Consider the following 22,199-nt stretch of genomic DNA (forward strand, 5'->3'; position numbering starts at 1 on the left):
CATGAACAAGCTCCATAACGCAGACTCGCTGGAAAATGCAGAGACTTTTCTTAAAGAGTGGGACGCCAATGTTCACGCTCTGGAGGGGTTGTATGACCCCGCGGATGAGCGCGATTCCTGTGGCGTTGGCCTGATTGCGGCTATTGATGGCAAGCGCCGCCGTGATGTGGTTGAGGCTGGTATCGCTGCGCTGAGTGCCATCTGGCACCGTGGTGCGGTTGATGCCGACGGTAAAACCGGTGACGGTGCAGGTATTCACGTTGAAATTCCGCAGGCTTTCTTTGCGGATGCGATTGCAAAAGCCGGTGACTATCAGGACGGCAGCATCATCGCTGTTGGTCAGGTTTTCCTGCCCAAAACAGACATGGTCGCTCAGGAACTGTGCCGTCAGATTATTGAAACCGAAATTCTGGCTTTTGGTTACACGATTTACGGCTGGCGTCAGGTGCCGATTGACACCGCCTGTATTGGTGAAAAAGCCAACGCAACCCGCCCTGAAATTGAGCAGATTATGATTCGTAATCTGCCAGGTAAGTCGGAGGATGCGCTTGAGCGTGACCTGTATGTTATTCGTCGCAAAATTGAAAAAGCTGCGATTGCTGCACAGGTTGATCTGTATATCTGCTCACTCTCATGTCGTTCTATTATTTATAAAGGCATGTTCCTTGCTGAGCATCTGACCGAGTTTTATCCTGACCTTCTGGATGAGCGTTTTGTCAGCCGCTTTGCTATCTATCATCAGAGATATTCAACCAACACCTTCCCGACATGGAAGCTTGCCCAGCCTTTCCGCAGGCTGGCGCATAACGGTGAAATCAACACGATTTCAGGCAATATCAACTGGATGAAAAGTCACGAGACACGTCTGTCTCACCCTGACCTTGATCCCTGGATGAACGATATTAAGCCGCTTGTTCAGGCCGGCGGGTCTGACACGGCTGTGCTCGATAACGTGTTTGAGCTGCTTACTTTTGCCGGTCGTGATGCCCCTGCGGTTAAAGCGCTGATGATTCCGGCCAGTGTGGGTGGTCACTCCTGCATGAAGGAGAGCCATCGTGACATGTTCATGTATTGCAACTCCGTCATGGAACCGTGGGACGGCCCGGCCGCTCTGTGTGCTACTGATGGCCGCTGGGTAATCGCTGGTCTTGACCGTTCTGGTCTGCGCCCGCTGCGTTATACGGTGACTGAGAACGACCTGCTGATTATCGGGTCAGAAACCGGTATGGTGCGTGTGCCTGAAAGCGAAGTGGTCGCACGTGGCCGCCTTGGGCCAGGCGAGATCATTGGTGTTGATCTCCACGAGGCAAAACTGTTTGGCAATGAAGAGCTGCTCGATATTCTGGCTGCCCGTCATAAGTTCTCCTCATGGGTTGCCGGTACACAAAAAATCGGTGCGGTTGTCCGCTCTGATGTGACTGAGCCTGTCCTGTATGAGGGCGAAGTGCTGCGTCGTCGTCAGCTTGCTGCCGGTGCAACCCTCGAAGAGCTTGAAGCTATTTTGCACCCGATGGTCGAAAATGCTGCTGAGGCTGTCGGCTCAATGGGTGATGATACACCTCTGGCCGTGCTGTCTTCGCGCTATCGTGGTCTGTCGCATTATTTCCGTCAGGCTTTCAGCCAGGTGACAAATCCGCCAATCGATTCTCTGCGTGAAAGCCGGGTGATGAGCCTGACCACACGTCTGGGTAACCTTGGCAATATCCTCGACCAGTCAGCTGATCAGTGCAAAATGCTCCAGCTGCCCAGCCCGGTTCTGACCTCGGGTGAGTATGAGGCGCTGATCGCATTTTGTGGCAACTCAACGGCCGTTATTGACTGCACATTCCCTGCATCAGCGGGTGAGGGCGGGTTGCGCGAGGCTATTGAGCGTATTCGTCGTGAAGCAGAAGAAGCTGTGCGCGAAGGGTGTACGCATGTCTTCCTCAGTGATGAGAAGCAGTCTGCCACCCGCGCTTATATTCCGATGATTCTGGCAACAGCTGCGGTGCACACGCATCTGGTGCGTCACTCCCTGCGTACGTTTATTTCGCTTAACGTGCGCACAGCGACAGCCCTGGATGTGCATGCTATTGCAGTGACCATCGGGGTGGGTGCAACCACGGTAAACCCTTACCTGGCGCAGGAATGTATTGCTGATCGTCATCGTCGTGGTCTGTTCGGCAAGCTGACGCTGCGTGAGTGTGTTGAGCGTTACCGTAAAGCGGTTGATAAAGGCCTGCTTAAGATTATGTCCAAAATGGGCATTTCTATCATCGCCTCTTACCGTGGTGGCTGTAACTTTGAGGCTGTTGGCCTCTCACGTGCGCTGACGGCTGAGTTTTTCCCTGGCATGCCTTCACGCATTTCAGGCATTGGTCTGTCTGGTATTGAGCGCAATGTGCTCGATTTCCATAAAGAGGCCTGGCACTCAGGCAGCCTGCCTCTGCCGGTTGGCGGGCTATATAAGCTGCGTCGTAAAGGGGAGCAGCATGCGTTTGATGGCAACGTGATCCATTTGCTGCAAACCGCAGTTTCGACCGACAGCTTCTCGCTTTACATGCGCTATGCCGAGGCAGTGAAGGCACAGCCCCCTGTGGCTCTGCGCGATCTGCTTGACTTCCGCCCTGGCCGGACACCTATCCCGGTTGAGGAGGTTGAAAGCATTACCCAGCTGCGTCGCCGCCTGATTGCCCCGGCTATTTCTCTGGGAGCGCTCAGCCCTGAGGCGCATGAGACTCTCTCCATCGCGATGAACCGTATTGGTGCCCGCTCTGACTCGGGTGAGGGGGGTGAAGACCCTGCTCGTGCAAAGCCACGCCCCAATGGTGACAATGCCTCATCTGCTATTAAGCAGGTTGCCTCTGGTCGTTTCGGTGTTACGGCACAGTATCTGAACGACTGCCGTGAGCTGGAAATTAAAATGGCTCAGGGTGCAAAACCAGGTGAAGGTGGTCAGCTGCCTGGCTTTAAAGTGACACAGCTGATCGCTAAGCTGCGTCATGCGACCCCGGGTGTTACGCTTATTTCACCGCCGCCGCATCACGATATTTACTCGATCGAAGATCTGGCTCAGCTGATTTATGACCTGAAGCAGATCAACCCGGATGCAACTGTAACAGTTAAACTGGTAGCCCGTTCAGGTATTGGTACGATTGCAGCCGGTGTTGCAAAAGCGAAGGCTGATGCCATCCTGATCTCCGGCCATTCAGGTGGCACAGGGGCAAGCCCGCTGACATCGGTTAAATATGCTGGTCTGCCGTGGGAGATGGGCCTGGCAGAAGCACATCAGGTGCTTATGCTTAACCGCCTGCGTCACCGCGTTAAACTGCGTGCAGATGGTGGTATCAAAACCGGTCGTGATGTCGTGATTGCCGCGATGCTGGGTGCTGAAGAGTTTGGTATTGGCACAGCAAGTCTCGTGGCTATGGGCTGCATCATGGTGCGTCAGTGCCATTCTAATACCTGCCCGGTTGGTGTGTGCTCGCAGGATGAAGAGCTGCGTAAAAAGTTTGAAGGCACACCGGAGAAGGTTATCAACCTGTTCTCTTTCATTGCGGAAGATGTCAGAAATATTCTGGCTGAACTTGGTTTCCGCAGCCTGAATGAGATCATTGGCCGCACAGATCTGCTGCATCAGGTGTCACGTGGTGCAGACTATCTGGATGACCTCGATCTGAACTCTCTGCTGGTTCAGGCCGACCCCGGCCCGTATGCCCGTTACTGCACGCTTGAAGGGCGTAACGAGGTGCCGGATACCCTCGACGCTCAGATGATTAATGACGCAAAGCCGCTCTTCTCACATGGTGAGAAAATGCAGCTTCAGTACAATGTGCAGAACACACAGCGTGCTATTGGCACCCGTATCTCTTCACTTATTGTGCGTCAGTTTGGCATGAAAACTCTGGTGCCTGGTCATCTGACTGTGCGTCTGCGCGGTTCTGCCGGTCAGTCACTGGGGGCTTTTGCCGTGCAGGGGCTGAAGCTTGAAGTGCTGGGTGATGCCAACGATTATGTCGGCAAAGGGCTGTCGGGTGCGACCATTACCGTCCGTCCGTCTCCGTCATCACGTCTGGTCTGGAACCAGAATGCGATTATTGGCAACACGGTGCTTTATGGTGCGACAGCAGGTGAGCTGTTTGCTGCCGGTCAGGCCGGTGAGCGTTTTGCGGTGCGTAACTCCGGTGCGACGGCTGTAGTCGAAGGCTGTGGCTCTAATGCATGTGAATATATGACCGGTGGTACGGTTGTTATTCTCGGGCAGACGGGTGACAATTTCGGCGCAGGCTTTACCGGCGGGATGGCCTTTGTCTTTGATGAGAAAAACAACTTTGAAGACAAAATTAATGCTGACTCGCTGCTCTGGACCCGTGTCACGCAGCCTGAATGGCAGGAGAAACTGCATGCGCTCGTAACGCGTCATGTTGAAGAAACCGGCTCACCCTATGCCACTATGCTTTTGCATAAATGGGATGAGGTTCTGCCTTCTTTCTGGCAGATCGTGCCGCGTGACTACGCACGTATCATCGGTTTTACCTGTGAGAGTGAAGCCGTAAAAAAAAGCGCCTGAAACTGTCATAAAAGCAGGGGCAGGGGATAATCCTGCTCTTGTTTTGGCAGAGTTGTTTTTTCATCCTCTCGCACCCTGCACAAATGCAGTGTAGGGTGAGGGAATGGAACATATAGCGCATTTTTCTCATCTGTCCCGGTTTCCAGCCGCAGCTGCGGAAGCTGATACAGCTCGCAAAGCAGAGACCACGCAGGGAGCAGAAACATCTGCCCTGCCGCGCTGGGATCTTTCTGCTCTTTATAACAGTATGGAAGACCCGCAGCTTGAGCAGGATCTGACCGATGCTCATACCCGTGCCAGGGCTTTTGCTGCCCGCTATCAGGGTAAGCTCGGCGGGTTATCGGGCGCAGAGCTGGCTGAGGCAATTGCGGCCAGTGAAGAAATTGACGAGATTTTAGGCAAAGCCGGCTCTTATGCCTCTTTGTTATTTGCCGCCAATTCTTCTGATGCGGCTATTGCCCGCTTTAGTCAGTCAGTTAACGAGCGCCTGACAGATATTGCAGGTGACCTGCTCTTCTTCACCCTTGAGATTAATAAGCTTGATGATGCTGCGCTTGAGGCAAAGCTTAAAGAGCCTGCGCTGGCGCGCTGGGAGCCGTTTTTGCGTGACACGCGCCTGTTTCGCCCGCACCAGCTGAGTGATGAAGTCGAGAAAGTTCTGCTCGAAAAATCCGTAGCAGGAGCACAGGCCTGGTCTCGTCTGTTTGATGAAACAATTGCAGGGCTGCGCGTCACCCTCGATGGTAAAACCATTACTGTAGGCGATGCGCTCAATCGTTTGTCAGATGAGAACCGTGCTGTGCGTGAGCAGGCAGGTAAGGCCGTTGGTCAGGTTTTCTCTGATAATATTCGTCTGTTTGCGCTGATTACGAATACGCTGGCAAAAGATAAAGCTATTACCGATTCTCTGCGCCATTATGCCCGTCCCACCTCGTCACGTAACCTGAGCAACATGGTTGAAGACGAAGTGGTTGACGCACTGGTTTCCGCTGTGCGGGCCGATTACCCGCGCCTGGCCCATCGTTATTACGGGCTTAAAGCAAAGTGGATGGGCCTTGATAAGCTTGAGCACTGGGACCGTAATGCTCCTCTGCCTGGCACACAGGATCGCAAAATCCCGTGGGATGAGGCTAAAGACATTGTACAGAAAGCCTATAGCGATTTCGACCCGCGCCTGGGTGAGGTGATTACAACCTTCCTGACAAATCCATGGATCGATGTGCCTCCAGCCGAGGGTAAAAGCCCCGGTGCTTTTGCACACCCGACGGTGCCGTCAGCGCATCCTTATATTTTGCTCAACTATCATGGCCGTACCCGCGATGTTATGACACTTGCGCATGAGCTGGGTCATGGTGTGCATCAGGTTCTGGCCGCGCGTCAGGGCTATTATCAGTCCAGCACACCTCTGACACTTGCTGAAACGGCCAGTGTGTTTGGCGAGATGCTGACCTTCCAGTCGCTGCTTGATGCAGAAAAAGATCCCGCCCGTAAACGCACTTTGCTGGCAGGAAAAGTGGAGGATATGCTCAATACGGTCGTGCGGCAGATCGCGTTTTACGAGTTTGAGACCCGCCTGCATGATGCCCGTAAACAGGGTGAGCTGCTGCCTGAACAGATTGGTGAAATCTGGCGTCAGGTGCAGACTGAGAGCCTGGGTCCGGCCTTTAATTTCAGCTCTGAGTATGATGTGTTCTGGGCTTATATCCCGCACTTCATCCATTCACCGTTCTATGTATATGCCTATGCGTTTGGTGACTGTCTGGTTAATGCGCTGTACGGTGTGTTCAGTGAAGGCGCCCCCGGTTTTGCTGATAAATATGTGACCATGCTCGAAGCCGGTGGCACCCTGAGGCATAAAGAGCTGCTGGCTCCTTTTGGTCTTGATGCCTCTGACCCGCATTTCTGGCGTAAGGGTCTTGATGTGATTTCTGGTTTTATTGACCAGCTGGAACAGGTCTGAGCTAATGGCAGAACGTGATCTTGATAATACCGGCATGTTTGGTGAGCTGCGCCGTATGATGCAGACCACCGGCACAGTCGGGGGCATTGCGGCACGCTATGCAGGTCATAAAATGGGCCTGCGTTCTTCTGGCAGTTCTTATGCAGAAGACCTGAAGGGTGTTCTTGGTGGCCTTAAAGGGCCACTGATGAAGGCCGCTCAGCTTCTGTCCAGTATTCCGGGGGCTCTGCCTGAGGAGTATGCGAAAGAACTGGCAGAGCTTCAGTCAAATGCGCCACCTATGGGGTGGAGCTTTGTGCGCCGCCGTATGGCAGCAGAGCTTGGTCCGGCCTGGGAGAAAAACTTTAAGGCCTTTGGTCGCGAGGCCTCGGCTGCAGCCAGCCTGGGGCAGGTGCATCAGGCCATATTAAATGACGGGCGTCGTGTGGCCTGTAAACTGCAGTATCCTGATATGAAAGCCGCCGTGGAGTCTGACCTGCGGCAGTTTCGTATGGCGATAGGTGTATATCACAAACTTGATAACGCCATCCGTCAGGATAACGTTGTGGAAGAGCTGAGCGAGCGTTTGCGCGAAGAGCTCGATTACACGCGTGAGGCAGCCAATATCCGCCTCTATCGTACCATTCTGGCGGACTGCCCTGAAGTGACTGTGCCAGAACCGGTTGATGAATTAAGTACCCGCCGCCTGCTGACGATGGACTGGGTGCAGGGGCGCAGCCTGAGTAAAGCGATTGATGCCGGGTTGTCAGAGGATGAGAAGAAGAAGATTGCCCGTGCATTGTTTCGTGCCTGGTATCTGCCGCTTTATCGTTATGGTGTGGTGCATGGTGACCCGCATATGGGCAACTTCACACTGCGTGACGATTTTGGCCTGAACCTGTTTGATTTTGGTGCGATTCGTATTTTCAAACCATCTTTTATCAGCGGGAATATCGAGCTGTTTGAGGCATTGCGCACAAAGGATAAAGACCGTGCTGCCGCAGCTTATGAAGCCTGGGGCTTTAAAGACCTCAGCTCAGAGAAAGTGGATGTGCTCAACGAGTGGGCTGGTTTTCTCTTTGGCCCGCTTATGGACGATCAGGAACGTTATATTCAGGATGAGAATAATCCCGATCAGAGCCGTGAAATTCTGAGCCGTGTGCATGAGGGGCTGCAGCGTACCGGCGGTGTCAGCCTGCCGCGTGAGTTTGTGCTGGTTGACCGCTCAGCTGTTGGTCTTGGATCAGTCTTTTTACGTCTTAAAGTGAAGATGAACTGGAGCGAGCTGTTTCGCGAAGTTGTGGGTGAGTATAACGAGCAGCAGCTTGCGGCTCGTCAGGCTGCGGCAATTGAGGCTGCACGCTTTCCTGAAGCACCTGCGGTTTAAACCGCAGGCACAGGGCTTTTCGCTTAGTAAGAGCGAAAATCAGAACCGGTTTTATGGTTTTTGTTATATTCCAGCTGTTGTTTATTCAGCTGGAAACCCACCTGAAACTGGTAATCAGACGCGATATTTTTGGGCGCAATCGGCAAAGAGACCGTAACGACCTTCGTATCTGTCGTGAAGTTGGCAAGGTTAGCCGGCACGGTAAAAGTATGTTTAAAAATATGTTTATTCACGATTTTGTCACCGTGTAGCACAACGATAAACCATGGCAGGGTTATCGTGCTGTCGCGCAGGGCTGCCCCTTTGGTGATACCAAAACGCAGTGCAATACGGGTTGTCAGCTCTTTCGGGCCGGCTGCAATGCAGTCACCGCGCAGGGTCAGAATGCTTGCGCGTGTCACCAGGTTAGTGAAACTGGGGGTTTTTCCGTCATACAGATAGTAATCGGCTGCTTCAGGCGGAATTTGTGTCACAGGGCAGGCCGGAGCAAATGCCAGTGATTTATCTTCTTCTTCTGCGCAGCCAGATAGCAAAGTCAGCGCCATAAAACCGGCCAGCACCAGATGAGGAGAGAAACGGCGTGAGCGGGTGAGCATGTGCAGCATATGTGAATCCGGATCTGTCAGTCTGGAAGTGAAAACGTAGTGAATGAGTGTTAAAAAGAACGCTAAAAGACTTTGATATGGTATGAGAGTGTCGAAAACGGCTTGCATATGCCCTGTGCTTTGCGTAGGCCATGCCTGCAATAGCCGTGCTTTGTAAAGTTCGGGTGTAGCATCGTTTTATAACAGCCTTTATCATACTCAGCTTCTTCTATACCGTCCGCTGTCAGTTTGGGGAATACCATGCCCGAGGAAACTCAGACCATTACCTTAGCACAGGCAGATAACGCCGCTCATACCAGAACCCTTAAGGTCCTTCTTGCCGGGCCACGTGGTTTCTGTGCCGGCGTAGATCGTGCCATTCGTGTAGTGGAGGAAGCCATCCGCCGCTATGGTGCCCCTGTTTATGTCCGGCATGAAATCGTACATAACCGCACTGTTGTTGAAGAGCTCGAAGCACAGGGTGCCATTTTTGTTGAGGAACTTGATGAAGTTCCGGCTGATGGCCATGTTGTCTTTTCAGCTCATGGTGTGCCTAAAACCGTGCCTGCCGAAGCTGAGCGCCGTAATCTTTTGTATCTCGATGCGACCTGCCCGCTGGTGTCTAAGGTTCACCGCGAGGCCGAGCGTCACTTTGCCGGTGGTGGCCCTGACAGCCGCCACATTCTGATGATTGGCCATGCCGGCCACCCTGAAGTGGTTGGCACAATGGGGCAGCTGCCTGCTGGTGCTGTCACACTGATTAACGATGCTGAGGAAGCCCGCACGGTTCAGCCTGCTGACCCGGCACGTCTGGCCTTTATTACGCAGACCACGCTCTCAGTTGATGATACGGCTGAGATTGTCGAAATTCTGCGCGAGCGCTTCCCGCTGATCGAGGGGCCTAAGCGTGAGGATATCTGCTATGCCACAACCAACCGTCAGGAAGCTGTAAAAGCGATTGCGGCTGAATGTGACCTGGTGATTGTTATTGGCTCGCCCAATTCTTCCAACTCGCAGCGCCTGCGCGAAGTGGCTGAGCGTTCAGGTGCACGTCGTGCTCTGCTCGTGCCGCGTCAGTGCGACCTTGACTGGACAGTGCTCGAAGGGGTGAACACCCTGGGTATTACCGCAGGTGCTTCTGCGCCTGAGGCTCTGGTTCAGGAAATGGTGGCGGAGCTTGCTAAACGCTACACCCTTCAGATTGATGAGCGCATTGTAAAAGAAGAAAGCGTTATCTTCCGTCTGCCGGCACCACTCGGTTAAGGCGCAGATGGCTGTTTATACGGATGTCAGTGATGAAGCTCTGACCGCTTTCCTCGCAGACTATGCACTCGGAGACCTGACCGAGTGCCGTGGCATCGCAGAAGGGGTTGAAAACAGCAACTTCCTTTTGCGCACCACCCAGGGTCAGTTCATTCTGACGTTGTATGAAAAGCGCGTTAATGAGCAGGAGCTTCCCTGGTTTTTAGAGCTGATGCAGCATCTGGCCACGCAGGGCGTTGCCTGCCCGCAGCCGGTTGCTGATAAGGCCGGGCAGATGCTGAAAGTTCTTGCAGGGCGCCCGGCAGCAATTACCACTTTTTTATCGGGTGCCTGGCCAAAAGTTATCCATCAGTCTCATTGTCGTCCGCTCGGGCAGGTGCTCGCCCGCCTGCATCTGGCCGGGCAGAGCTATGCACCGCTTCGTGTTAACGGCCTTGGGCCGCAGGCCTGGCGGCCCTTACTGGCAAGCTGTGGCACCGCGGCTGACGATGTGCTGCCTGGCCTGACAGATGAGATTGAAGCCGCCCTGGCACGTATTCTGCCATTCTGGCCAGGTGCTGACGGGCAGCCTGATCTGCCGCGCGGGCAAATTCATGCTGACCTGTTTCCTGACAATGTTTTCTTCCTTGAGGGTGAGCTGTCAGGGGTAATTGACTTCTATTTCGCCTGCTCTGATCTGCTGGCTTATGATATTGCAATTTGTCTCAACGCCTGGTGTTTTGACGCTGAGGGCCGGTTTAATGCCCGCTTTGCTCAGGGTATTCTTCGTGGCTATGAAGAAGTCAGACCTCTGGCCGTGGCCGAGAAAAAAGCTTTGCCTGTGCTTGCACGTGGTGCGGCGATGCGTTTTTTACTTACAAGGCTGTATGACTGGATCAATACACCGGCAGACGCCCTGGTCACACGGAAAGATCCGCTCGATTATCTGAAGCGTCTGCGCTTTCATCTGGCAAGGGAGACACTTGATGGATATGGACTCTGAGACGGGTTCTGCTCCTGAGCAGGATGTTGTTGAAATCTGGACGGATGGCGGCTGCCGCCCGAACCCTGGTCCTGGCGGATGGGGTGTTTTGCTGCGCTTTAAAGGCAAAGAAAAAGAGCTTTCAGGTGGTGAGGCAGAAACCACCAATAATCGCATGGAGCTGACAGCAGCGACCAGAGCGCTTGAGGCTCTTAAACGCCCCTGTATTGTCAGACTGCACACAGACAGCGAGTATGTGCGCAATGGCATTACACGCTGGCACACCGGCTGGGTGCGTCGTAACTGGCGTAACGCAGCGGGCGACCCTGTTGCTAATATGGATTTGTGGCGTGAGCTGCTGGCTGCGGCCAAACCGCACGATGTGTCATGGCACTGGGTTAAGGGGCACTCGGGTGTGCCTGAAAATGAGCGTGTTGATGAACTGGCGACACAGGGACGTATTGAGATAGAAAACGCGATGACGTCTTCATAAAGAAGACGTCTTTTTTTTATCGCTCGGTCAGACGAAACTCAATGCGCCGGTTACGGGCATAGGCTTCTGGCGTGTCGTTGTTGTCGACAGGCTGATATTCAGAAAAACCAGTAGCTGCCAGATGTGCCGGGCTTACACCCTGCGCGACCAGAAGCTTAACCACCGTGATGGCGCGGGCACTGGAAAGTTCCCAGTTACCAGGGAAGGCTGTGTGCACAGGCTGGCGGTCGGCATGGCCGTCCACGCGCAAAATCCATGGCACACTGGCCGGAATATGAGCCGTTACTTCCCTGAGGGTCCGGGCAAGAGTTATGATTTCCTTCCGGCCTGCCTCTGATATGTCAGCACTGCCAGGGGGGAAGAGAAGTTCGCTTTGAAAAATAAAGCGATCGCCGGTTATGTGCACGCCCTTCTGGTTGTGCAGTACACTCTGAAGACGGTCGAAAAACTCTGAGCGGTAGTGACTGATCCCCTGTGCTTTTGTACCCAGAGCGTCGTTGAGTTTTTTCGTAAGGTCAGAAATCTGAGTATCGTTTTCTGAGGCAGCCTGTCCGGCTGCTGCAAGATGCGTGTTGAGCTCACTGACTTCATCATCCAGGCTGCTGATCTGGTTCTGATCTGCGATTCTGAGGGCAGCAAGTGCTGCGGCATCTGCATCATGCTGGCTTTGCAGGGCAGAGACCGTGGTGCTGAGGGTATCGTTAAGCATATGCTCAGACTGCACCTGCTGAGCGAGGGCCGTTGTGCGCCCCTCCAAGCCTTCAAGTGCATGCTGTCTTCTGCTGAGTGCGGCTGAGAGCAGTGTCTGCCCCACGACAAAAATGAGCAGAACAAAAATAACGACCATCAGCAGGGTAGAAAGCGCATCAACATAACCTGGCCATGCGTCTGGCCCGGTATAGGGTTTTCTGCGGCGGCGGGCCATGGTCAGTGTTTTTCCTGGTCTGAGGTTATACCGTCAGTGCTTTTTATCCGGGCCAGAACACGCAGGCTGTCTTTGAGCTCATTTGTCATCTGAACGCGCCCGTCATGATTGTTTTGTATGATCTGCTCAAGCCGCTGCTCTATGCTGCGCAGAATATCTGCCTGCCCGGCAGACCGTGACATTTGTTCCGTCAGCCTGACCAGCTGCGTCATTTCATATTCACGCTTTGCCTCGCTGGCACGTATGATTTGCTGTAGCGCTGTGAGATTTTCAGCCGTCTGTTCGAGCAGTGCCTGCGTGTAGGCGGGGGCAGGGTCGGCAGCTACAGTAGTGGTGGCTGCAGCAGCCGGTGTTGTGTTTGTATATATTGTCTGCTCGGTCAGCCATTCTTCCAGCTCGTTAAAAAATCGGTTATTGGCCTGTCCGGCTGTGAGGTCGAGAAACCCAACAATCAGTGCACTGGCCAGCCCGAAAAGTGAGCCTGAAAATGCCGTGCTCATACCATGCAGTGGTTTTGCCAGGTTGGTTTTGAGCTGCTCGAACATGGCATCAAGGGCATTACCATTGACTGACATGCCCGAAATAACATCAGCAATTGACGCAACGGTTAGCAAAAGACCGTAAAAAGTGCCCAGCAGACCCAGAAAAATAAGCAGGCTTGTCAGGTAGCGTGATATTTCACGTCCTTCATCCAGTCGCCCTGAAACCGAATCAAGTAAAGCCTGTACGGTCAGGGCAGGTAGTTTTGTGTGCTGTCCGTTATGGTATTCGTTCAGTCTGAAAGCTGTTGCCAGCGGTGTCAGCAGCGGAGGTGGTTTGGTGTTTACGAGGCTGGTGCGGGTTTGCTTACGGGCTTCAACCCATCTGACCTCAGCTGACAGGCGCAGGGTCTGAACGATGTTCCATATAACACCAGTCAGCAGAATGGCTGCAATCAGGCCATTTAACAGAGGGTTATAGAAAAAAGCTTTGTAAAGCGGTTCCCACAGTATGGCTGCCCCGGCAACCACACAGGCAAGAAACAAAGCCATTCTGAGGCAATAACGTGACGGGCGGGACATCCTGCAAAAATCCTGTCTGGTTTAATAAAGGGTCAGGAAGGGTCATTCCCGGATTGTGAAATCTCAATAAAATCCTGGGTGCCGGCCTGGTTTCCTTCGCTGTCGTGGGGAATACCAATAACCCGCAGGTAAATACGCGTTGAGGGTATGCCAGCATTCATTAACACACTGCGCGCTGCCAGACCGCGTGAGAAAGCCATGCGGCGTGGCAGTGAGGGGTCATCAGTCGCACCTGAACTATATGCGTTGATCAGCGCCTGCTTATAGGGGTTTTCTGCCAGTTTCTGCCCGAAAGTCAGAATAGCCTGGTGTGTTACCGGGTTCAGATCTGCTGATTTGGGAGCAAATGTAACCCGTATCCCGTTTTTAATCTCAGTGACTTTACCTGCAGCTTTAAGCTGAACAACCGGCTGTGGCGGAATAGGAAAGGGGTGCAGCTCAATATTGGGGGGTGTTGTCAGCTGCGGGTCAGGTGGGGGGGCCTGAGGAATATCGGGTATTGTTGTTTTGACTGCGGGCTTAGGTGTTGCCGGCACGGCTGAGCCTGTCGCTGAAGAACTATTACCTCCGGTTGCCTGCGCCGGCGCGGCCGCAGGTTTTTGCGTGCGCCTGGCAGGTGGTGCATGCCGCGAGGGGGGCGTGCTGTGCTGTGCCTGTGTCTGGAGTGTGTCGAGAATCTCGGTATTCGTCGTGACCTGAGCATAGGCCGAGGCAGCCGGCAGCGCAAAAGCAGCGCAGAGTGCAGGCAGGACAGAGAAAGAAAAAGAAAAAGGATTACGCATCAGGAATATATCGACCCGGAAAAACTATAACGGTGGTATCAGAGCGCCATACTATCACATCAGATGTCAAATATGTGGCATCATGACGAAAACTGTTCAGCAACTATGCGCTCAGAGAGCGTTTGTCCGGGGTCAAACAGCACGGTGACTTTTTGACTTCTGTCTTCATGAACATCAACAGCGACAACATTTCTGATTTCCAGTGAATCAGCAACGGCTGCAACCGGACGTTTCTCATGCTCCAGCACACTAAAGCGCACATGGGCAGTTGATGGCAGAAGTGCCCCGCGCCAGCGTCGCGGACGGAAAGGGCATATAGGTGTGAGAGGCAAAAGATTGCCTGACAGAGGCACAATAGGACCGTGGGCGGACAGATTATAGGCTGTTGAACCGGCCGGGGTAGAAATCAGCGCTCCGTCACAGATCAGCTCATGCAGGCGCACATGTTCATCAACGTCGATACGGAGCTTTGCTGCCTGTCGTGTCTGACGAAACAAAAAGACATCATTCAGGGCAAGTGCATGAGTGACTTCTCCGGTGTCGGAGACTGCCGTCATATACAGGGGGTTGAGTTCAGCCGCCTGCGTGCGGGCCAGCCGTTCAGGCAGATTGTCCTGCTGCAAAGGGTTCATCAGAAAGCCGACAGAGCCACAGTTCATACCATAAACGGGGGTCGATAAATCAGCATCGAGTACTTTATGCAGCGTTTCGAGCATGAAGCCGTCTCCCCCCAGGCAGACAATAATATCAGCCTGTTCGAGAGAGACGTTACCATAATGCTGCGCCAGGAGGTCACGGGTCTGGCTGGCGTTATCAGTCGGGGCAGCCATAAAGGCAATACGCTCAGGAACAGGACGCAGAGCCGGTGTCGGCATGGCAGGCGTAAGGAAGGTCATGTCAGAACTCTGCGTCGGAGGGATGGAAAGACGTATTCTCTGACACATGTGCTGTGTGTTGCCCAGGGTGCGCCAGCTGTGAAAAGTAATTTTTCACAGAAAGTTCTCCCTGTTCGGCCTGTTGCCGGGCTGTGTCTGCCATCGTGTGTGAGAATGTTTCTGCCAGACGGGTCCCAAGGAGCTCATCATACGTGCCAAGTGTGGCATGCTGCATGTTCAGAGTTGTATAGTTAAGCAGCACGTCATTTCGTGCAGTCTGCCCCATAGAGGCACGCCCTTCGGGAGAAGCTTCGAGAACAATCCGGAGCGCATCTGCAAGTGCGACATCATCGCCGGGGGGGATAGCAAGGCCTGTCAGGCCGTTTCTGACGGTTTCGAGGGCGGCTCCGTGGGCTGTAACAATAACAGGGCAGCACATAGCCTGTGCCTCAACGACAACGCGGCCAAAGGGTTCGGGGCGCAGAGAGGGCACAACCACCACAGTGGCCATAGCAAAAGCAGCGGGCATATCGCTGCAGTGCCCCGTAAAAAAGACATCGTCAGTCAGGCCGGATTTTTTTATCAGGCCCAGTAGTTTTTTTTCAAATTTATTCTCAGGTGAACCTGTTCCTGTAAAAAGGCAGCACCATTGCAGGTGAGGGGCCTGTTTTCTGAGGTGGCACAAGGCCTGGAGCAGAAAAGCCTGACCTTTCCATTCGGTCAGACGACCGGGGAGGAGGATAATATGTTTATCAGGCGGTATATTCCACTGCTCGCTCAGGCTGTGTACCCGCAGTCCGGAGACGGCTTCAGGGGTGAACTGTCTGATATCAGCACCGCGGGGAATAATACGAAGCTGATCGGGTGTAAGGTTATATTCAGAGGTTAATTTTTGACCAATATGCCGACTGATCGCTATAACTCTGTCACCGCGTGCAAGCACAGCATTGTAACGATGTTTGCCAGGAAAGTCAGAGTTATGCACGCCGTGCCATGTTGTGACAAACGGGGTTTGGGTACGCCGGCAGGCAAGCCAGGCTGTCCATGCAGGGATGCGCGAGCGGGCATGCACCAGGCTGACTTTGTGTTCTTTAATAATCCGGGCAAGAATACGCGCGTTATGCAAAACCGAAACGGGTGATTTTTTGCCGCAGTGAGGAAGGACAATATGAGTTGCCCCCGAGTGGGTGAGTGCCGGCACCAGCTGACCACCTTCGCTGACAACAACAGCCTTCGCGCCGGCCTGCTGGATAGCAGAGGCTATTTCCAGAGTTCCCCGCTCTATACCCCCCTGGTTCAGGGCTGGCAGGATCTGCAGGATAACAGGCGGGGGCTTTTGATCGCTCATACGATTCTGTTAGCATGGTTTTTCTCAAATAACCTACTGTTACAGCGGTTACTTCCTGCCTTTTATGTTTTGTCTGTGAGGCAATTTTGTTTGCAATATTTTAAAGGGTCATGATGCAACGTTCTTTCGCCTCAGGTTTTTTTCTGGCTTTTCCTGTATTTTTGTTAACTTTTCAGGTGACTGACAGCGCCCGTGCTGCCGCAGCTGAAGGGGGTAACTCTGTGGCACCTTCGCATCAGCTGACAGAGAAAAGTAAAGCCCTCTCTGAGGCGGTATGGTCGCCTGCAAAGTGTGATGTGATGACGGGGGATGATCCCTATGGTGCACGTGATTACGCCCAGGACTGGCTGAAACATAATGGCGGCAGACCTGCGCTGCATTGCTTTGCTCTGGCTCAGATGTCTGTGGGAGAAGAAGTGGCAGCGGCAAAAATTTTAAACGACCTTGCACGTAATGGACCATTCTCCGGCCCGGACAGTTCTGACGAGCAGAGGGCGGTTATTGCCTCAGAGGCGGCACAGGCCTGGCTTGCGGCCTCTCAGCCGTCAGAGGCGGTGACGATCGCTGATTATGGCCTTTCCCTGCAGGGCGCAGACATGACCCTTATGCTGCTCAGAGCCAGAGCTCAGCTGATGATGGGACATTTTGACGTTGTGGCGCGTGATCTGGGTGCGCTGGTTGCCCGTACGCCTCAGGTAAGTGCTGAGACCTATATGCTTCTGGCTTCTGCTGAACGCAGGGATGGACTGTTGCCCCAGGCCCAACGGCATATCGCCCGTGCTGCTGAAATAGCACCGCAGGATTCGGCTGTGTTGCTTGAACGCGGTATTATCCGCGGCCAGGCCGGTGATTTCTCAGGGGCCCGCAGCGACTGGCAGCAGGTTGTTGAGCTGGCTCCCGATACACATGATGCGGATCTGGCCCGGCAGGACCTCGCCGTGCAGGCTGCTGACCCTGATATGCCCTGATGCAACACATTACTTATCGGCTGCCTGCTCCCGCAGAAGAAAATATTCTTATTATCCGGCTTGGTGCTCTGGGTGATTTTGTGCAGAGTTTCGGGCCGTTTCAGGCTATCCGTGAAGCACATCCCCAGGCGCATATTACGCTTCTTACGACAAAGCCTTTTGTTGCTTTTGCGAGTCCTGCTCCCTGGTTTGATGCTGTTCTGACCGACGAACGTCCACGCTGGAGTAATCTGAAAGGTATGATGCAGCTGCGCCGCCAGCTGCGCGGTTATGACCGTATTTATGATTTGCAGACATCGGGGCGTACAGCACGTTACTTCTATCTGGCAGGGCAACGTCACTGGTCAGGGCATGTACCTGCCGGGACATTTTTTCATGCTAACCCCTGGCGTAATGACATGCACACTGTGCCGCGCCAGCGTGATCAGCTGCGTATGGCAGGTATAGCTGATGTGCCATTGCCGGATATCAGCTGGCTTCAGGGCATGAAAGACCCGGCACGACAGGCGCCCTATGCGCTGATTGTACCGGGTGCTTCACCCCACAGGCCCGAAAAACGCTGGCCTGCCGCGTCTTATGGTGAGCTGGCCCGGCATCTGGTGAGGACGGGAATTACACCTGTCGTTGTCGGAGCCGGGGCAGATAAAGCGCTGGCGGCAGAGATTTGTGCGCTGTGCCCCCAGGCAGAGGATTATACAGGCAGGACGACACTGGCAGAACTTGCTGTGCTGGCAGAGCATGCCTGCCTCGCAGTGGGTAATGATACAGGGCCGATACATCTTGCAGCAATGATGGGGTGTGAGTGTATAGTGTTGTACTCAGCCCACAGCAGTCCTGCTCTGACAATGCCCTTAGGGCGCAGAAACGGACAGGTGCAGGTGCTTTCTGAGCCCGACCTGGCACGTCTGAGTGTTGGCAGGGTTGCAGAGGCTCTCATGAGTCGTCATTAAACAGTTTTGAACCTTTTTGATATTTCGGAGTTTTCCTATGCCCGCCATTACCCTGCCAGACGGATCCGTACGTAGTTTTGACGGGCCGGTGACAGGCACAACCGTCGCTGAGTCAATTGGCGCAGGGCTGGCCCGGGCTGCGCTTGCCATGGAGGTCGATGGGAAGCTGTGTGACATCAGCCGTGAAATTGTGGCTGATGCTGGTGTACGCTTTGTTACCCGTAAAGACCCCGAAGCCCTTGAGCTGATTCGCCACGATGCGGCCCATGTGCTGGCTGAGGCTGTGCAGTCTCTTTTTCCTGGTACGCAGGTCACCATCGGCCCTTCTATCGAAAATGGTTTTTACTATGATTTTTATAGAAATCAGCCATTTACGCCTGAAGACTTTGCCGCCATCGAGCAGCGTATGAAAGAGATTGTGGCTGAGGCTGAGCCTTTTGTGCGCGAAGTCTGGCCACGTGATCAGGCCATTGCCTTTTTTGAAGAAAAAGGAGAGCGCTTTAAGGCTGAGCTGATCCGTGACCTGCCGGCAGGTGAGGATATCTCTGTCTATCGTCAGGGTGAGTGGCTTGATCTGTGTCGTGGGCCACATCTGCGCACCACGAAAGATGTCGGTACGGCATTTAAGCTGATGAAGGTTGCCGGTGCATACTGGCGTGGTGACCATCGCAACCCCATGCTGACCCGTGTGTATGGCACTGCCTGGCGTGACCAGAAAGAGCTTGATGCGCACCTTCACCAGCTGGAGGAAGCCGAGCGTCGCGACCACCGTCGTATCGGCCGTGAAATGAGCCTCTTTCATTTTCAGGAAGAAGCCGTGGGTCAGGTTTTCTGGCACCATAAAGGCTGGCGTTTATACACTGCGCTGCAGGATTACATGCGTCGTGCGCAAACCCGCCATGGTTATCAGGAAGTTAAAACCCCGCAGCTGGTGGATCGTGGCTTGTGGGAGGCTTCAGGCCACTGGGATAAATACCGCCACCACATGTTTGTTGCCACGGTTGAGGACGAAGACAAAACTCTCGCACTCAAACCCATGAACTGCCCTTGCCATGTGCAGATTTTCCGTCATGGCCTGCGTTCTTACCGTGAGCTGCCCCTGCGTATGGCCGAGTTCGGGTCATGTCACCGTTATGAACCATCAGGTGCGCTGCATGGTCTGATGCGTGTGCGCGGCTTTGTGCAGGATGACGCCCATATTTTCTGCACGGAAGATCAGATTGCTGATGAAACCGTTAAGTTCGTAAAAATGCTTTATGAGGTTTATCAGGATCTCGGCTTTGAACATGTTCGGGTTAAATTTGCTGATCGCCCTGAAGAGCGGGCTGGTAGTGACGAAACATGGGATAAAGCAGAGAGCGCTTTGAAAGAGGCCTGCCTGACAGCCGGTGTTGAATATGAGCATAACCCGGGTGAGGGGGCATTCTATGGTCCTAAACTTGAGTTTGTTCTGCGCGATGCTATTGGGCGTGACTGGCAGTGCGGCACGCTTCAGGTTGACCTGGTTTTGCCAGATCGTCTTGATGCTTCGTTTATCGGTGAGGATTCTGCCCGTCATCGCCCGGTTATGCTGCACCGTGCGATTCTGGGCTCGTTCGAACGTTTCCTTGGTATTCTGATCGAGCAGCATGCAGGGCGTTTCCCTCTGTGGCTGGCACCTGTGCAGGTGGTCGTGGCATCTATTGTCAGTGATGCTGCCCCGTATGCAGAGGAAGTAGCGGCTGCGCTGCGTGATGCTGGCCTTTCAGTCGAGGCAGATACACGCAACGACAAAATTAACGCCAAGATTCGTGAGCATAGTGTTGCACGTGTGCCGGTGATTCTTGTTGTTGGCCGTCGTGAGGCTGAGCAGCGTACCGTTGCGATGCGCCGCCTTGGCAGCCAGGATCAGACAATGGCAGGTTTAGAGGAGATTGTTCAGCAACTGAAGGCTGAGGCAACACCACCAGACCTGCGTAAGAAAAGCACACATTGAGTAAAACAGTAAAAAGTGAGAGCAGGATTCGCGCTTTTCTGGGCTGTGCTGCTTGAAAAAAAGCGCAAAATTGCGCACATTGCTAACCAGCCGGGTGGAGTTTCATTTAAAAATTTCCACCCGTATGCTTTAATATTTAACAGGAGCTGACCATAGCCAGACCCCCTATTCCCGCGCCGCCTACGCGTGAGGGACCACGTGTTAATGAGGAAATTCGTGTAGCCCAGGTTCGTCTTATTGACGAAAATGGCGAGATGGCGGGTGTATTTACAACCCGTGATGCGCTTGCCCGCGCTTATGGTGTCGGACTTGATCTTCTTGAGATCAGCCCAAACGCTGAGCCGCCTGTTGCTAAAATTCTTGACTACGGCAAGTTTAAATACGAGCAGCAGAAAAAACGCAACGAAGCGCGTAAAAAGCAGAAAGTTATTGAAATCAAGGAAGTTAAGGTTCGTCCGAATATCGACGAAAATGACTACCAGGTTAAAATGCGCTCTGTGAAAAGCTTCCTTGGCGACGGCGATAAAGTAAAAATTACTCTGCGTTTCCGTGGCCGTGAAATGGCGCATCAGGAGCTGGGTATTAAAATTCTTGAGCGTATTCGTACAGAAATGGAAGAAGAAGCTAAAGTTGAGCAGCTTCCACGTCTTGAGAATCGTCAGATGGTTATGGTTCTGGCTCCTCGCTGAAGCAGGATGCAACTCCTCTGCCGCTCAAACCGGCAGAGGAAGAACCTCATATTTTCTTTTAAAAAATTATGACATCAGGGTGCTAAGAGCACCGTAGCTGATGCTGTGGCATGCACTGTTTGTGTTTCTGCTGTTGCAGAAGGGGCAGGCGCATCTTCTGCCATCTTACTTCTTGCCATTGCTGCCATTATCAGCGGACGAGGGAAGGGCGTGTCAGAAAGAGAAATTCTTTCAAAGCGCACAACATGCATTTTCAGAGCCTGCGCCAGGGTGTCACTCTGCTTTTGCAGGTCAGTCACGGCGTTCTTTTTTGCTTCCAGAAGAAGTGTATTTTGCTTTTCTGGTGAGAGAGACCATTCCAGGCCTTCTAATAACAGGCCATTGCTCTGAAGCTGCCCGGTTAAGGGCAAAAGCGCATCGGAGTCTGCTGAGACAAGTGTCAGCGTCTGGCTGGCAGACCAGGTTGATTTATTTTTTATTTTATCATCACGCCACTCTGAAACATCGTAGTTTTGTACAGTGTAGGTGATGCCTTTATTTTTTTTAGCCTGCTCGATGGCGTCATGTACCAGAGTGTTAACAGCTTTTTGTGCTGCCGCTGCGGTACTGTTGCGGCTTTCAATGCGGAAATGTGCCTTTAGCTGGTCAGGCTGAGCCTGAGCTGTGCCACTGCCAGAGAGAATGAGTCTGGTGGTGCTCTGGTTTTCTGCTGATGTCTCAGCTGCCTGAGTTATTGTTGCAGGAACGATCATTGTGGCCGCAAGGGCTACTAACATCACGTGACGTTTCATAAAATGTCTCCGTTTTATTCTGGTCAGCAGCGTGAGCTATGACCTGAGGTATTTAGTAATATTTCTGCTTTGTGGCATAAATTGTTCCGCCTGAATGCCAGCAGAAACCAGACCTGTTACCGACAAGAGAAGATTGGCCCGGACAGGCACATGAAAGCCCTGAATATCTTACAGGGTTAAAACCCGGAAAACTGATATTTTATACAAATATTAAGGTATATCGTCTGTTTTTTTAAGGCTTATTAACGCACGCCTCAGCCTTACTATGCCAGACCTTACCATGCCTTTCTTACATAAATCCTCACCACTATCGCGCATTTGTTTAATCATAGGAGATAAAGCCTGCTCCTTATATTCATCAATTGCTTTAACAAGCGATGCGCAGAAGGCTTTACTGTCAGATGTAACAACAACAGGCTTAACTGTTGGTTTTGGGGCGCAGAATATACGACGGTCGCCGGAGTCTATCAGGTCAGAGGGCGGGGGAGCACATTGCTCCCGCTCCATCGTGGTTGATAACGCGATGTTAGCAGCGATGAGTATAATAGCGATGGGCAGAGAATGTCTCATGCCTTACCTTTATGAATTAAGGACGTTAGCGTGGCTGTGTTCCCTGTTTTTGAGGGCTGGTGCTGAGAAACAAAAAATCAAATTATAAG

The 22,199-nt window shown here is 53.1% G+C and carries 18 protein-coding genes; 10 read left to right on the plus strand and 8 right to left on the minus strand.

Going from position 1 to position 22,199, the window contains the following annotated elements; all coding sequences use genetic code 11:
* The first annotated feature begins 1 nt into the window (after position 1).
* The 3 genes from gltB to HK25_RS02205 all read left to right on the plus strand — a co-directional run bounded on the left by gltB (position 2) and on the right by HK25_RS02205 (position 7,875).
* Positions 2-4,549 carry a glutamate synthase large subunit gene (gltB, locus tag HK25_RS02195; protein ID WP_086553483.1) on the plus strand — a complete coding sequence of 1,516 codons (4,548 nt, stop codon included), beginning with the start codon at positions 2-4 and terminating at the stop codon, positions 4,547-4,549.
* A gap of 103 nt (positions 4,550-4,652) precedes the next feature.
* Entirely contained in the window at positions 4,653-6,509 is a 1,857-nt protein-coding gene (locus tag HK25_RS02200; protein ID WP_086635151.1) for a M3 family oligoendopeptidase, read from the plus strand.
* 4 nt (positions 6,510-6,513) lie between these two features.
* Positions 6,514-7,875 (plus strand): AarF/ABC1/UbiB kinase family protein, encoded by a 1,362-nt coding sequence (locus HK25_RS02205; protein ID WP_086553412.1) that lies wholly within the window; start codon positions 6,514-6,516, stop codon positions 7,873-7,875.
* 23 nt (positions 7,876-7,898) lie between these two features.
* Here HK25_RS02205 and HK25_RS02210 read toward each other — a convergent pair whose 3' ends face one another.
* Positions 7,899-8,480 (minus strand): hypothetical protein, encoded by a 582-nt coding sequence (locus HK25_RS02210; protein ID WP_086553411.1) that lies wholly within the window; start codon positions 8,478-8,480, stop codon positions 7,899-7,901.
* 240 nt (positions 8,481-8,720) lie between these two features.
* On the opposite strand from HK25_RS02210, the gene ispH reads away from it, so the two are divergent.
* The 3 genes from ispH to rnhA are packed head-to-tail and all read left to right on the plus strand — an operon-like array spanning position 8,721 to position 11,176.
* Entirely contained in the window at positions 8,721-9,722 is a 1,002-nt protein-coding gene (ispH, locus tag HK25_RS02220; protein WP_086553410.1) for a 4-hydroxy-3-methylbut-2-enyl diphosphate reductase, read from the plus strand.
* A gap of 7 nt (positions 9,723-9,729) precedes the next feature.
* Complete coding sequence (locus HK25_RS02225; RefSeq protein WP_086553409.1) at positions 9,730-10,704, plus strand: homoserine kinase; 975 nt, start codon at positions 9,730-9,732, stop codon at positions 10,702-10,704.
* Positions 10,688-11,176, plus strand: a complete 489-nt coding sequence (gene rnhA / locus HK25_RS02230) for a ribonuclease HI (RefSeq protein ID WP_086635153.1) — start codon at positions 10,688-10,690, stop codon at positions 11,174-11,176. Before HK25_RS02225 ends, rnhA begins: the two co-directional genes overlap by 17 nt.
* 16 nt (positions 11,177-11,192) lie before the next feature.
* Here the strand turns inward: rnhA and HK25_RS02235 are convergent, their stop codons facing one another.
* The 5 genes from HK25_RS02235 to HK25_RS02255 form a co-directional block, all read right to left on the minus strand.
* Positions 11,193-12,101, minus strand: coding sequence for a peptidoglycan-binding protein (locus HK25_RS02235; RefSeq protein ID WP_086635154.1), 909 nt, complete (start codon positions 12,099-12,101; stop codon positions 11,193-11,195).
* Positions 12,102-12,103: 2 nt separating this feature from the next.
* Positions 12,104-13,162, minus strand: a complete 1,059-nt coding sequence (locus tag HK25_RS02240) for a flagellar motor protein MotA (protein ID WP_086635155.1) — start codon at positions 13,160-13,162, stop codon at positions 12,104-12,106.
* Positions 13,163-13,194: 32 nt separating this feature from the next.
* A complete protein-coding gene (locus tag HK25_RS02245; protein ID WP_086635156.1) occupies positions 13,195-13,944 on the minus strand; it encodes a hypothetical protein in 750 nt (249 codons plus the stop codon).
* 80 nt (positions 13,945-14,024) lie between these two features.
* Positions 14,025-14,840 (minus strand): NAD kinase, encoded by an 816-nt coding sequence (locus HK25_RS02250; protein ID WP_086553404.1) that lies wholly within the window; start codon positions 14,838-14,840, stop codon positions 14,025-14,027.
* A 1-nt stretch (position 14,841) separates the two neighbouring features.
* Complete coding sequence (locus tag HK25_RS02255) at positions 14,842-16,167, minus strand: glycosyltransferase family 4 protein (protein ID WP_086635157.1); 1,326 nt, start codon at positions 16,165-16,167, stop codon at positions 14,842-14,844.
* 110 nt (positions 16,168-16,277) lie between these two features.
* Here HK25_RS02255 and HK25_RS02260 point away from each other — a divergent pair, with 110 nt between their 5' ends.
* From HK25_RS02260 to infC, 4 genes are all read left to right on the plus strand, one after another.
* Positions 16,278-17,135, plus strand: coding sequence for a lipopolysaccharide assembly protein LapB (locus HK25_RS02260; RefSeq protein WP_233127603.1), 858 nt, complete (start codon positions 16,278-16,280; stop codon positions 17,133-17,135).
* On the plus strand, positions 17,135-18,085 hold the full coding sequence (locus HK25_RS02265; protein ID WP_086635158.1) for a glycosyltransferase family 9 protein: 951 nt from the start codon (positions 17,135-17,137) through the stop codon (positions 18,083-18,085). The genes HK25_RS02260 and HK25_RS02265 overlap by 1 nt, the downstream gene beginning before the upstream one ends.
* Before the next feature lie 37 nt (positions 18,086-18,122).
* The gene (gene thrS, locus HK25_RS02270) at positions 18,123-20,060 is read left to right on the plus strand and encodes a threonine--tRNA ligase (protein ID WP_086635159.1); all 1,938 of its coding nucleotides are present in this window, start codon (positions 18,123-18,125) and stop codon (positions 20,058-20,060) included.
* Between the two features lie 167 nt (positions 20,061-20,227).
* On the plus strand, positions 20,228-20,749 hold the full coding sequence (infC, locus tag HK25_RS02275; protein WP_086553401.1) for a translation initiation factor IF-3: 522 nt from the start codon (positions 20,228-20,230) through the stop codon (positions 20,747-20,749).
* Between the two features lie 74 nt (positions 20,750-20,823).
* Here the strand turns inward: infC and HK25_RS02280 are convergent, their stop codons facing one another.
* Together HK25_RS02280 and HK25_RS02285 are read right to left on the minus strand one after the other, a co-directional pair.
* Positions 20,824-21,540: an SIMPL domain-containing protein gene (locus HK25_RS02280; RefSeq protein ID WP_086635160.1), complete on the minus strand. Its 717-nt coding sequence runs from the start codon at positions 21,538-21,540 to the stop codon at positions 20,824-20,826.
* Positions 21,541-21,750: 210 nt separating this feature from the next.
* Complete coding sequence (locus HK25_RS02285; protein ID WP_086553399.1) at positions 21,751-22,110, minus strand: hypothetical protein; 360 nt, start codon at positions 22,108-22,110, stop codon at positions 21,751-21,753.
* Positions 22,111-22,199 lie beyond the last annotated feature (89 nt).

The sequence above is a fragment of the Acetobacter sp. DsW_059 genome (assembly GCF_002153695.1).
Lineage (GTDB): Bacteria > Pseudomonadota > Alphaproteobacteria > Acetobacterales > Acetobacteraceae > Acetobacter > Acetobacter thailandicus.

Excerpts from the sequence above, each read along its gene's own strand:
- HK25_RS02225 (WP_086553409.1), top strand. The coding sequence starts at position 9,730 with ATGGCTGTTTATACGGATGTCAGTGATGAAGCTCTGACCGCTTTCCTC.
- HK25_RS02240 (WP_086635155.1), bottom strand. The coding sequence starts at position 13,162 with ATGTCCCGCCCGTCACGTTATTGCCTCAGAATGGCTTTGTTTCTTGCC.
- gltB (WP_086553483.1), top strand. The coding sequence starts at position 2 with ATGAACAAGCTCCATAACGCAGACTCGCTGGAAAATGCAGAGACTTTT.
- HK25_RS02285 (WP_086553399.1), bottom strand. The coding sequence starts at position 22,110 with ATGAGACATTCTCTGCCCATCGCTATTATACTCATCGCTGCTAACATC.
- ispH (WP_086553410.1), top strand. The coding sequence starts at position 8,721 with ATGCCCGAGGAAACTCAGACCATTACCTTAGCACAGGCAGATAACGCC.
- rnhA (WP_086635153.1), top strand. The coding sequence starts at position 10,688 with ATGGATATGGACTCTGAGACGGGTTCTGCTCCTGAGCAGGATGTTGTT.
- HK25_RS02205 (WP_086553412.1), top strand. The coding sequence starts at position 6,514 with ATGGCAGAACGTGATCTTGATAATACCGGCATGTTTGGTGAGCTGCGC.
- HK25_RS02255 (WP_086635157.1), bottom strand. The coding sequence starts at position 16,167 with ATGAGCGATCAAAAGCCCCCGCCTGTTATCCTGCAGATCCTGCCAGCC.
- HK25_RS02250 (WP_086553404.1), bottom strand. The coding sequence starts at position 14,840 with ATGACCTTCCTTACGCCTGCCATGCCGACACCGGCTCTGCGTCCTGTT.
- HK25_RS02235 (WP_086635154.1), bottom strand. The coding sequence starts at position 12,101 with ATGGCCCGCCGCCGCAGAAAACCCTATACCGGGCCAGACGCATGGCCA.
- HK25_RS02245 (WP_086635156.1), bottom strand. The coding sequence starts at position 13,944 with ATGCGTAATCCTTTTTCTTTTTCTTTCTCTGTCCTGCCTGCACTCTGC.
- HK25_RS02260 (WP_233127603.1), top strand. The coding sequence starts at position 16,278 with ATGATGCAACGTTCTTTCGCCTCAGGTTTTTTTCTGGCTTTTCCTGTA.
- HK25_RS02265 (WP_086635158.1), top strand. The coding sequence starts at position 17,135 with ATGCAACACATTACTTATCGGCTGCCTGCTCCCGCAGAAGAAAATATT.
- HK25_RS02200 (WP_086635151.1), top strand. The coding sequence starts at position 4,653 with ATGGAACATATAGCGCATTTTTCTCATCTGTCCCGGTTTCCAGCCGCA.
- HK25_RS02280 (WP_086635160.1), bottom strand. The coding sequence starts at position 21,540 with ATGAAACGTCACGTGATGTTAGTAGCCCTTGCGGCCACAATGATCGTT.
- thrS (WP_086635159.1), top strand. The coding sequence starts at position 18,123 with ATGCCCGCCATTACCCTGCCAGACGGATCCGTACGTAGTTTTGACGGG.
- HK25_RS02210 (WP_086553411.1), bottom strand. The coding sequence starts at position 8,480 with ATGCTGCACATGCTCACCCGCTCACGCCGTTTCTCTCCTCATCTGGTG.